This window comes from Traorella massiliensis (assembly GCF_900104665.1).
GTDB classification, from domain to species: domain Bacteria; phylum Bacillota_I; class Bacilli_A; order Erysipelotrichales; family Erysipelotrichaceae; genus Traorella; species Traorella massiliensis.
The window spans coordinates 56,718-68,738 of record NZ_LT629966.1; the positions used below are offsets into that span (position 1 = coordinate 56,718).

Genomic DNA, 12,021 nt, shown 5'->3' on the forward strand with positions numbered 1-12,021 from the left:
TAATAGAAACGGTTGGAAAGAGAAAAGACTTTCATGATGCCTCCTTGACAGAAATGAGATAACTTATACAGATATTATATCATATTAATAACTATAATGATACTATAATTTCAAATTAATTATATATACTATCATAAACATAAATAACATTTAACTTTTTTATTTTCTTTCATCATCTTTCTATCAATCAAAAATGAAATTTCCTAATATAAAAAAAAGGGAAAAAATCCCTTTTAATCATCATCAACCGAAAGGATCGCCATGAAAGCTTCCTGTGGAACTTCTACTGATCCTACCTGCTTCATACGTTTCTTTCCTTCTTTTTGTTTCTCTAATAACTTTTTCTTACGAGTAATATCGCCACCGTAACATTTCGCCAAGACATTTTTACGTAAAGCCGAAATATTGGTACGAGCAATGATCTTACCATTTAAAGCAGCTTGTATTGGAATTTCAAATTGCTGACGCGGTATCAATTTACGAAGCTTTTCACATAAAGCTTTACCACGATTATAAGCAAAGTCTTTATGAACGATACTGCTTAATGCATCGACAATTTCACCATTTAACAGAATATCCATCTTAGCCAGCTTACTAACACGATAGCCGCTCAGTTCATAATCAAAAGAAGCATATCCTCTTGATACTGATTTTAAACGGTCAAAGAAATCATAAACAATTTCTCCTAAAGGAAGCTGATAAACAAGTGATACACGGCTGTCATCCAGATAAATCATATCTTCATAAATGCCACGTTTGTTCTGGGCTACTTCCATAATGGCTCCAATATATTCTTTTGGACACATGATCGTTGCCTTCACAAATGGTTCCTCAATACTTTCAATACGCTGTACTTCAGGAAGCTGGGAAGGATTATCAATATTTATCTGACTACCATCAGTCAGATTGACATGATATACAACACTTGGTGCTGTTGCGATGATATCAATATTAAATTCTCTTTCAATACGTTCCTGAATGACATCCATATGTAATAAGCCTAAAAAACCGCAGCGGAATCCAAATCCAAGTGCCTGTGAAGTTTCTGCTTCAAACTGTAAAGATGCATCATTGAGCTGTAATTTATCCAATGCATCACGCAAATCATTATAACGGTTACTTTCTACAGGATACAAACCACAGTAAACCATCGGATTTAATTCCCGATATCCAGCCAATGGTTCAATGGCTGGTTCATCCTTTAAAGTAATTGTATCCCCTACACGTACATCCTTGATATTTTTTATCGAGGCAGCGATCCAGCCAACTTCACCACATACCAAAGAATCTTTTTTCACTTCTTTAGGAGTACGGATACCACACTCTAAAACTTCATATTCAGCACCCGTAGCCATGAATTTCATCGTATCGCCCACCTTGATCATACCTTCTTTGATACAAACCTGTACGATCACCCCTCGATAAGCATCATACGCACTATCAAATACGAGGGCTTTTAAACGATGATGACGATCTCCTTTAGGTGGTGGAACTAATTTTACGATCTGTTCCAATACTTCATGAACATTCAAACCACTTTTAGCACTGATCTGTGGAGCATTGTGAGCATCCAATCCAATGACATTTTCAATTTCTTCGATCACTCGTTCAGGCTCAGCACTTGGCAAATCAATCTTATTGATAACCGGTACGATTTCAAGATCATTATCGAGTGCCAGATAAACATTCGCCAATGTCTGTGCTTCAATTCCCTGTGCTGCATCTACCACCAGCACAGCCCCTTCACAGGCCGCCAGAGAGCGAGATACCTCATAGGTAAAATCGACATGACCTGGTGTATCAATCAGATGAAAGGTATAGGTTTCACCATCATCTGCTTTATAATTTAAAGCCACAGCATTCAATTTAATCGTTATGCCTCTTTCTCTTTCAAGATCCATTGTATCAAGCAGCTGATCCTTCATTTCACGAAGTGCCACTGTATCTGTCATTTCAAGTATACGATCTGCAAGTGTAGATTTTCCATGGTCAATATGAGCAATAATAGAAAAATTACGAATTTTACTCTGATCCATTCAATCCCTCCAATTCACTCACCTATTATAAAGAAAACATTAAAAATAAGCAATAAAAAAGAGATTAAGTTGGTACCGAATCTCCCCTTTCATAATATAATAGTAAGCAATTGAGCGACATTACAGACATTTATTTCGATTAGATTATAATACACATATAGATGAAAGCCATACTTTAGATAGTTTTATATACGAACGATAATGTCTAGATATTCTTGCATTTTTTAACAAAAAAAGCCAGAATTACTTCTGACTTTCATGCATACGATCAATCAGTTTTTGATTCGCTTTTTGAATATCTTCAAGGGTAAGATTTTTAGCGCCACTGGCAAAGTTATGCCCGCCACCGCCAAAATGAGCCGCAATATCATTTAATACTGTTCGTTTTGATCTGAAGGATGCGGAATAGTTTCCTTCAGGCTGTTCAGTATATAAAACATAAGATTCGATTTCTTCAACATTGGCCATGACATTCACTTTTTCTTTTGCTTTTTCAAATGAGATATCAAACTTTTCATAATCTTCTTTACTAGCGATGATATAAGCAAGCGAATCCTTGTAGATTACTTTATTGCGAAGATAATTTTCAAATTCATATTCTTTCAGATTGACTGAAAACATCTTTAAATTGCATTTTTGAATATCAACTCCAAAACTAACAAGATAAGAAGCAACTCTTAATGAACGTTCACTAACAGTTGGAATTGAAAATCTCTGTGAATCTGTCAAAAGACCACAGTATAGATACGTAGCTGTTTCTAAAGTTAATGTTTCCTGGTGATCCATCAGCATTTGCGCAATTACTTCACAGGCTGCACATGTCGTATCATCAACGATATTTAAATCGCCATAGCTATCTACTACCGGGTGATGATCGATTTTAATGACCTTGGCACATTGATCCCAGCCTTCACCATCAATTCTTTCACGGTTTGAAGTATCACAGATGATAGCCAATGCTTTTGAAAAATCAATCTTTTCCTGATCACAATCTGGGAAAAAGGAATTTGGTGTATCCTTTCCTAAAGCAACGACCTTTTTATTCGGATATTTGCTTTCGATCCATGATTTCATGCCAAACTGACTTCCCTTAGCATCACCATCCGGTAAAATATGACGATAGATGCAAATCGTGTCAAACTGTTCAATCAATTCTATGATCTGATCCAGCATATTAAAACCCTAAAATGCGATATGTATCTCTTGCAATCACAAGTTCTTCATTTGTTGGCACAACATAAACGTCTACCTTACTGTCATCATTGCTGATTTTCGCTTCTTTCCCATGAATCTGAGCATTCAGTTCTGAATTGATGCTTAAACCTAAACACTCTTTCATTGCATCTAAGATCAAACCTCTTAAGTGAGCGTCATTTTCACCTAGACCTGCTGTAAAAGATATCGCATCAACATGTCCTAACTGCATCACATAGCCACCAATCATGTTGATAACACGATTTACATACAGCTTTAATGTCAGAATAGCTCTTTCATTTCCTTCATGATAAGCTTTTTCGATATCACGGGCATCACTAGAAATACCACTGATACCTAACATCCCTGATTTCTTATTAAAGGCTGTATCCAATTCATCAGGAGTCATTCCAGCCTGTCTAGCCATATATACAGCTACAGCAGGGTCAATATCACCACAGCGTGTACCCATCATGATACCTCCTAATGGTGTAAGACCCATAGAAGTATTTACACACACACCGCCGTCAACAGCACTGATAGAAGCTCCATTTCCTAAATGACAGGTAATGATCTTTGTGTCTTTGATATCCTTGCCCATCAGTTCAGCTGTACGCTGAGAAATATACTGGTGACTTGTTCCATGAGCACCATATTTTCTTACTTTGTAATCCGTATACCATTCATATGGCAATGGATATAAGAAGCTTTCTGGTTCCATTGTCTGATGGAAGGCTGTATCAAATACAAATACATGAGAAATTTCTGGAAGAGCTGCTTTGAAAGCACGATATCCAATTAAATGAGCTGGATTATGAAGTGGTGCCAAAGGTGCCAATTCTTCAACCTTATTAACAACATCTTCATCAACCAAAGCACTTTCCTTAAAATAGTCGCCACCTTGTACGATACGATGTCCTGCTCCCTTGATTTCATCCAGACTTTCTACGACCTTGTAATCTACAAGCGCCTTCAAAAGTAAATCAACGGCAACCGCATGATCTGGAATCGGTAAATTCTGTACATGCTTTTCACCATTCACCTTGATTGTGAAAATACCTTCTTCCAAACCGATTCTTTCAGCATTACCACTTGTCAGAACTGTTTCTGAAGGCATGTCGAAAAGCTGAAATTTTAAACTTGAACTTCCTGCATTCACTGAAATAATTTTTGTCATGTTGTCCTCCTACTAATCTAAATCTTCAATTTTTTCTAAATACTGATTGACTTCTTTGATATTCAGCTTTCTTATTTTATCATAAATTTGCTTTCTTGAATGATATTTCTCAATTAAATGCATCTTTTTTTCATATTCGAACAGCATCTTCTCACTTCTTTTAACCGTATCCAATACTGCTGCCCGACTGATTCCATAATTTTCAGATATCTCTGATAAAGAAAGATCTTCTTTAAAATATAGATCACAGATATCCTGCTGCTTTTCTGTTAGCAAGACGCCATACCAGTCAAGGTATTCATTCATTTCCTCAGTTTTCTTCATGATCGATAAAACCTTTGCCAATCGAATAAAGATAACTTTCCAGATCAAATGGCTTCAAGTCCTCCAGCTGTTCGCCAAGGCCAATAAACTTAACGCCTAAATGAAGCTGATCCTTAATTGCGATGACGATGCCACCCTTGGCAGTCCCATCTAGTTTAGTCAGAACGACACCGCTCAGATCTGCTGCTTCATTAAATATCTCTGCTTGAGATAGACCATTTTGACCTGTTGTCGCATCCAATACAAGCCAGGTTTCATGAGGAGCCCCTTCGATTTCCTTGCCAACCACTCGTCGCATCTTTGCCAGTTCATTCATCAGATTCACCTTATTTTGAAGTCTGCCTGCTGTATCACAAATAAGAATATCCATCTTATGCTCTTTCGCATAGCGGCAGCCATCGACAAGCACACTGCTAGGATCAGCATTTTCTTTTCCTTTGACACAAGGAATATTCAAACGATCTGCCCATTGTGCCAGCTGATCGACCGCTCCGGCACGGAAAGTATCTGCCGCAGCGAGGCAAACACTTTTTTGCTGAGAAAGAAAATAGTTTGCCAGTTTCGCAGCGGTTGTTGTTTTTCCACTGCCATTCACACCGACCATCATGATCACTGTCACGCCTTCTTTATTTTCATTAAAAGGTTTTTCATCATCCTGACGATACAGATTGCTTAATACCTCGATCAGGCATTCCTCTATCTGATCCGCAGTCTTCAATTTCTGATCCAAGGCTCTGTTTTCAACCTCATCAACAACTTTTTGGGCAGTATGAATACCCAGGTCTGCCTCTAAAAGAACCATCATCAGTTCTTCTAAAAATTCCTCATTGACACCCGCAAAATTTAAAGATATCTTACGAATTTTTTCTGAAAAACTGTTTCTGCTTTTTTCAAGACCGCTTAAATAACGATCATGATCCTTTTTTGAAGAAAAAGAATTTTTTAACTTTGAAAGAAATCCCATTATTGACCTCCCTTTTCATCAATATAATCTAAAGCTTCATTCAGCTGAACTCGCAGCAATGAGCTAACACCTTTCTGTTTCATCGTAACACCATATAACGCATCACACTGTTCCATCGTACCTGGACGATGGGTCACGACGATAAACTGTGAACCATCTTTGAAATGTGAAATATATTTCGCAAAACGCTCTACATTAGCTGTATCTAAAGCAGCTTCCACTTCATCAAAGACACATAGCGGCATGACAGAAGATCTTAAGATTGAAAAGAGTACACAAATGGCCACCAAACTCTTTTCTCCGCCACTCAGAAGCGTCAAATTTTGAATATTCTTACCTGGCGGCTGTACATCGATATCAATTCCTGTGTTAAGGATATCATCCGGATCAACGAGTTTCAGTGAAGCCCTGCCTCCGCCAAACAGCTTTCTAAATTCATCATTCAGCTGAGCATTGATCGCATCAAAGCTTTCTTTAAACTGTTTGATCATGATTTCATCCATCTCATCGATTGCCTCTAAGATCTTATTTTTCGCATTTACCAGATCTTCTTTCTGATGCGTCAAAAATTCATAACGTGAAGAAACTTCTTCATACTGACTTGGCGCTTCAAGATTGATATTTCCTAATGCCGCAATCTCATTTCTAAGCTCTAATACCCTCTTCTTCGCTTCCGCTGTATCCTGATCGATACGCTGTGTTCTCGCAAACTCATAAGTCATCTCATAATGCGTGCTTAAACGATTGAGCGCATTCTCCAGGTTGGCTTCCGCTTTGGCCATCTCAACTTCCACATCTTTTTGCTGCGTATTAAGCACGTTGGTTTCTCGGCGAATCTGACGAATCTGCATATCAATTCTCTCCGATTCAGTTCCTGCCTTCATTCTTCTCTCACGCTTGATCTTGATCTGGGAAGTGATTTCATCACGTTTTTTATAAGCATCCGATAACTGTGAGATCAAAGTATCCTCATGAGAAATTTCAATTACCTCACCCTTAGGTGCCAATTCCTCATACTGTACTCTTAAAGAATCCATTTTTGATTTCTTCGCATCAACAATAGGGGTTAAAGTGGCTAAATCGATCTGAAGCTGAACAATTTCACTAGAGATCGTTTCTCTTTTTGAATTTAAAGAAGCGACTTTAGTATCCAGTTCATTGACTGTGAACTGACGTTTTTCAATCTGATCTCTGACATCTTTCAATTCTTTTTTCAAAGTCATCGGCGATGACTGACTTTTTGAACGGCCACCGCTCATCGATCCATCACGATTGACTGTTTCACCATCCATGGTGACGATCTTATATTTATAACGCAACGCCTTTGCCAATTCATTCGCATTAGCTAAAGTATCACATACTAAAACATTACCTAATAAATAACTATTTAAGATCTGATAGATAGGATCACAATCCACAAATTCGCTTGCAACTCCTAAATAACCATTCATATTTTCACATATGATCTGATGCTCCTTATTCAAAACTCGCTCTCTACATACGCTTAATGGCAAAAAAGTAGCCCTTCCTGACTGATTTTTCTTAAGATATGTAATTGCATGACGAGCACTCATTTCATCTTCACAAACGATATGATACATGGCTCCGGCAATCGCACTGCTGATTGCCTGTTCATAAGAATCATGAGGTTTTAAAACCAGAGAAACAACACCTAAGATTCCCATGAAAGAATCTTTAGCATTCATGATCGTCTGAACACCTTGCTGATGATTGAACGGTGAAGATACAAGGTTCTCTAATACAGAAGAACGATTCTTCAATCGATTTAAATAAGCACTCTCTTCTCGGAAAGAATCACGCTGTTTATTTAACTCTTCCAGCAATAAACGATCTTTTTCCTGTTTAGAAGCAAGAGATACTTTCAGATCGCTCACACGCTTCTGACGATCTTCATATTCATACGTGACTTCTTCCAGCATCGCTTTGATTTCCTTCAGCTTATCCTCATTTGTTGCTGTCTGAAGCGCATATTTTCTCTTCTCATCAATTTCGGTCTTACTAGCTTCAAGACGCTGAATATCATTCATGACGCTAACAAAGCTTTCCTGCAGTTTATTAATTTCCTGATCCAACTGACTCATTTCTTTTTTCAGATCAAGATTTTTAGCTTCGCCTACACCAATCGTCGTTTCATGAATCGCTTTTTTAGACTCTAATTCAAATGCCTCTTTCTTCAATTCATCAATTTTTTGAGTCAACGTTTCAATTTCATCTACTAAAACACTGATTTCAATTGTTTCCAGTTCTTTTTTCTTTTCTAAATATAAAGCTGCTTTTTTCGCCTGACGTTTCAATGGATTGACTTGTCTTTCCAGCTCTAAAAGAATATCCTCTAATCGATCTAGATTTTCCTGTGTTCGATTTAACTTTCCTAAAGATTCATTCTTTCTTTTCTTATATTTAGATACGCCTGCAGCCTCTTCAAAAAGACCACGTCGCTCTTCCGGTTTACTTTCTACAAAATTAGAAACCGTCCCTTGTGATATGATGCTCAGTGAATCCTTTCCTAATCCTGTATCCATGATCAAATCTTTGACATCTTTTAAGCGGCAAGGGGTTTTATTGATAAAATACTCCCCTTCACCTGTATTACGATGCAAACGTCGAGTAATCTCCACCTCTTCATAATCCACATGAAGATAATGCTTCGAATTATCTAAAACAAGTGTCACCTCAGCTACATTCACAGGCTTACGTGTATCTGTTCCATTAAAAATAACATCACTCATCTTTTCACCACGTAAACTTTTCACTGACTGTTCACCTAACGCCCATCGCAGAGCATCTGTAATATTACTTTTACCGCAGCCGTTGGGACCTACGATTCCTACTACTTCACTATCAAAGTTAATGATCGTCTTGTCCGCAAATGATTTAAATCCCTGCAATTCTATTCTTTTTAGAAACATAGATCCCTCCATTTGACTTAACTATAAAATTATAACATATTTCAGGCATAAAAGAAGTACACTTTCATGTTTTCATTCTATAAATTTTGTACTTTTTACCGTAAATTACAAGATGAAAGGAATGTTATAGTACCATTCCAGTAAATTGATGTTTGTTCATTTATATATAATCTAGTTTTGAATACTAGATTTTATGCTTTTTAAGACAATATGATAAAAATGTCTGGTGCTGAAACTTTGATCTGATGTATAATAGTAACAAGCGAGGTCTTATTTATGGAAAATAAAAAAGCAATCACTTCTGATGAAGCCATGAACCGTAACGGTTCTATGAAAAATCTGATTCAATTGAGTTTTGGTGAAGAAGTAGGAAATGCCATCACCCATGGTGTAATGGCTGTAATTTGTCTTTTTCTGCTTCCGGCTGTAGCTATAAAAGCGTATCTGGAAGGCGGTGTCTTACAAGCGACAGGAACTAGTATCTTTATTATTTCAATATTTATGATGTTTTTAGTTTCTTGTCTTTATCATTCCATGAAATACGAAACACCTCAAAAAACAATCTTTAGGATCCTTGATCACTGCTTTATCTATGTAGCCATTGCCGGCAGCTATACTCCCATTGCTTTATGTATCATTGAAGGCTGGCAAGGAATCCTGATCTTAATTCTTCAATGGGCCATGGTCTTAGCAGGTGTCTTATATAAATCAATTGCCCGTCGTTCTTATCCTAAGATCAGCGTTACCATTTATCTCATCATGGGCTGGATCGCTGTTTTATTCATTCCGCTTCTTTTAAAGAAAGCGAGTACGATTTTCTTAGCGCTTATTGTTTTAGGTGGTATTTTTTATTCCGTTGGAACGCTTTTTTATAAAAAACAATATAATAAAAAATTTTATCATATGATCTGGCATTTCTTTATTAATGCCGGAGCCATCTCACATATGATTGCCATTATCTTCTTTTTGCATTAAATCAAATCACGTGGATTTTTATTCATTAAAATTCTTTTTTGCTGAGAATTGCTGATATGCGTATAGATCTGAGTCGTTGTAATCGAACTATGACCTAAGATATATTGAATATTACGAATATCCACCTCTTCCTGTAATAGTAAAGAAGCAAACGTATGACGAAACATATGTGGAGTCATATGTAACTTGATATGTGCATGATCGGATGCTTTATGAATCAGATTACGAATACTTTGTTCCGACATTTTCTAATCAAATTTATTGGTGAAGTAATATTCACCTTTTTTTTGAACATTTTTCTCATAGTTCTTTAAAGATTTCATCACTTTTTCCCCTAAATAGATCATTCTTTCTTTTTTTCCTTTGCCATGAACCCGAATCAATCCTTCATGTAAATCTACATCTTCTTTTTTTAAGGAACAAAGTTCAGATACCCTTATACCTGTCGATATTAAAACATCCAAGATCGCAATATCACGATACTTGCCACTGTATGACATAGAAGCAAACAGCTGTTTTAAATAATCAGTAGCGATTGTTTTTGGAAGCGTCTTTTCTTCTTTGATTCGATAGCGGATCTTACGAAGCGGATGAATATCAATCAAGTCTTCATATTCACCATAACAAAAATAAGCATGAAGTGAGGCAAGCTTTCGTTTGACCGTTTTAGCTTCATAAACTTCATTTAAATATCTTACATAACTGCCAATTCCAGTCTTATCATCCTCCAGATGATTTTTATCCATATAATCATAATACTGATTTAAATCAATGCGATACGCTTTTAGCGTATGTGAGCTTAATCTTTTGTTTTCACATTCCTGCAAGTAGTCATTCAAATACTTTCGTTCTAATTTCATATTGATTCCTCCCAAAAAGTGAAATCATTGTAACATAAGAAAAGCATACCCTTGAAGATATGCTTAATTTGTCTGACTTGTAAAACGAGCCAAAAATTTTTGAAGCTGTTCACTTTTCGGTGATACAAGAATATCCTGTGGAGCACCTTCCTCAACGATAACACCCTTTTCCATGAAGACGACACGTGAACTCACATCTTTAGCAAAAGCCATTTCATGCGTTACAACGACCATCGTCAGTCCTTCTTCCGCAAGTTTCTTCATGACATCTAACACTTCACCGACAGTAACAGGGTCCAAAGCGCTTGTAGGTTCATCAAAAAGCATGACCTGACAATCCATACACAAAGCTCTAGCAATTGCTACACGCTGTTTCTGTCCGCCTGAAAGCTGGGTTGACGGTTTATCCGCAAAAGCATCCATGCCTACCTTTTTTAAATTCTGATGGGCAATCTTTAAAGCTTCTTCTTTATTTCTTTTTAAAACCTTGGTCTGAGCGATCATACAGTTTTCAATGACAGACATATTATTAAAAAGATTAAAAGACTGAAACACCATGCCTACTTCACGACGATGCTGATTGATATCCCCTTCCAGAACATTTTTTCCATTAACATAGATTTCTCCACTATCCGGCATTTCTAACAGATTGATACAACGCAGCATCGTGCTCTTCCCTGAACCGCTGCTTCCGATCACACTGACAACTTCTCCCTTAGATACCGTAAAATTAATATCTTTTAAAACTTCCAGATCACCAAAGCTTTTAGCTAAGTGTTTAATTTCAATTACCTTTTCCATATTATTGATTCTCCATATTTTCTACCACGGTCGAACTGGCAAAATAATTCGATTCAGTATGGTTGATCCGCTTTTCAAGTTTCTTCATGATAAAGGAAGCTAAACTTGTCAATATCAGATAGATAATGGCCGCAATCATATAGGCAGGAACTGTCTTATAGGTAGAACCTGCAATCGTTCTGGCCTGATAAAAAAGCTCCGTGATCATGATCGTACTTAATGTACAACAATCCTTAATATTCACGATCAATTCATTTCCAATAGAAGGAAATGCATTACGGATCGCTTGTGGAAGCACGACATAACGCATAGCCTGCATACCGCTCATGCCAACGCTTCTAGCCGCTTCTTCCTGTCCTGCATCGATCGACTGAATTCCAGAACGAATAATTTCTGCCATATAAGCCCCTGTATTTACTGAAATGACTACTAATCCGGCTATAAAAGGATCCCACTGCAAGCCAAGATCAAAGACTCCAAAATAAATGATCATTGCCTGAACCATCATCGGCGTACCACGGAATATCGTAATATAGATATTCATGATTGCATTAAGCAGCCATTTTAAGCCTTTGGTAATACTTTTTTCTGTTGGTTCATGCTTTACACAAATCACACGTAAAGCTCCAACGATCAGCCCAATAATCAAACCTACTACGGTTCCTACGATTCCAAGTATCAATGTACGATAGACACCTGTCAGCAAAAGACTCTGATATTCTGTGGCAAGATCTATCATCGTATTAATAAAATCTATCAT

The 12,021-nt window shown here is 37.1% G+C and carries 9 protein-coding genes and 1 pseudogene; 1 reads left to right on the forward strand and 9 read right to left on the reverse strand.

Annotation, left to right across the window (positions count from 1 at the left end; genetic code table 11):
* Positions 1-233: 233 nt before the first annotated feature.
* The 6 genes from lepA to BQ5367_RS00525 form a co-directional block, all read right to left on the reverse strand.
* Complete coding sequence (gene lepA, locus BQ5367_RS00500) at positions 234-2,036, reverse strand: translation elongation factor 4 (protein WP_071440643.1); 1,803 nt, start codon at positions 2,034-2,036, stop codon at positions 234-236.
* Positions 2,037-2,279: 243 nt separating this feature from the next.
* Complete coding sequence (locus BQ5367_RS00505) at positions 2,280-3,209, reverse strand: DHH family phosphoesterase (RefSeq protein WP_071440644.1); 930 nt, start codon at positions 3,207-3,209, stop codon at positions 2,280-2,282.
* 1 nt (position 3,210) lies between these two features.
* Entirely contained in the window at positions 3,211-4,407 is a 1,197-nt protein-coding gene (locus BQ5367_RS00510; RefSeq protein WP_071440645.1) for an acetate kinase, read from the reverse strand.
* 12 nt (positions 4,408-4,419) lie between these two features.
* The gene (ylxM, locus tag BQ5367_RS00515) at positions 4,420-4,731 is read right to left on the reverse strand and encodes a YlxM family DNA-binding protein (RefSeq protein ID WP_235858710.1); all 312 of its coding nucleotides are present in this window, start codon (positions 4,729-4,731) and stop codon (positions 4,420-4,422) included.
* Positions 4,718-5,695 (reverse strand): signal recognition particle-docking protein FtsY, encoded by a 978-nt coding sequence (gene ftsY / locus BQ5367_RS00520; RefSeq protein WP_071440646.1) that lies wholly within the window; start codon positions 5,693-5,695, stop codon positions 4,718-4,720. The genes ylxM and ftsY overlap by 14 nt, the downstream gene beginning before the upstream one ends.
* On the reverse strand, positions 5,695-8,625 hold the full coding sequence (locus tag BQ5367_RS00525; RefSeq protein ID WP_071440647.1) for a chromosome segregation protein SMC: 2,931 nt from the start codon (positions 8,623-8,625) through the stop codon (positions 5,695-5,697). The genes ftsY and BQ5367_RS00525 overlap by 1 nt, the downstream gene beginning before the upstream one ends.
* A gap of 276 nt (positions 8,626-8,901) precedes the next feature.
* On the opposite strand from BQ5367_RS00525, the gene trhA reads away from it, so the two are divergent.
* Positions 8,902-9,600 (forward strand): PAQR family membrane homeostasis protein TrhA, encoded by a 699-nt coding sequence (gene trhA / locus BQ5367_RS00530; protein WP_235858711.1) that lies wholly within the window; start codon positions 8,902-8,904, stop codon positions 9,598-9,600.
* Here trhA and BQ5367_RS00535 read toward each other — a convergent pair.
* From BQ5367_RS00535 to BQ5367_RS00545, 3 genes and pseudogenes are all read right to left on the reverse strand, one after another.
* Positions 9,597-10,460: pseudogene (locus BQ5367_RS00535) on the reverse strand (tyrosine-type recombinase/integrase). The gene trhA and the pseudogene BQ5367_RS00535 overlap by 4 nt on opposite strands.
* A 63-nt stretch (positions 10,461-10,523) precedes the next feature.
* Positions 10,524-11,261, reverse strand: a complete 738-nt coding sequence (locus tag BQ5367_RS00540) for an amino acid ABC transporter ATP-binding protein (RefSeq protein ID WP_071440648.1) — start codon at positions 11,259-11,261, stop codon at positions 10,524-10,526.
* A gap of 1 nt (position 11,262) precedes the next feature.
* Complete coding sequence (locus tag BQ5367_RS00545) at positions 11,263-12,021, reverse strand: amino acid ABC transporter permease (protein WP_071440649.1); 759 nt, start codon at positions 12,019-12,021, stop codon at positions 11,263-11,265.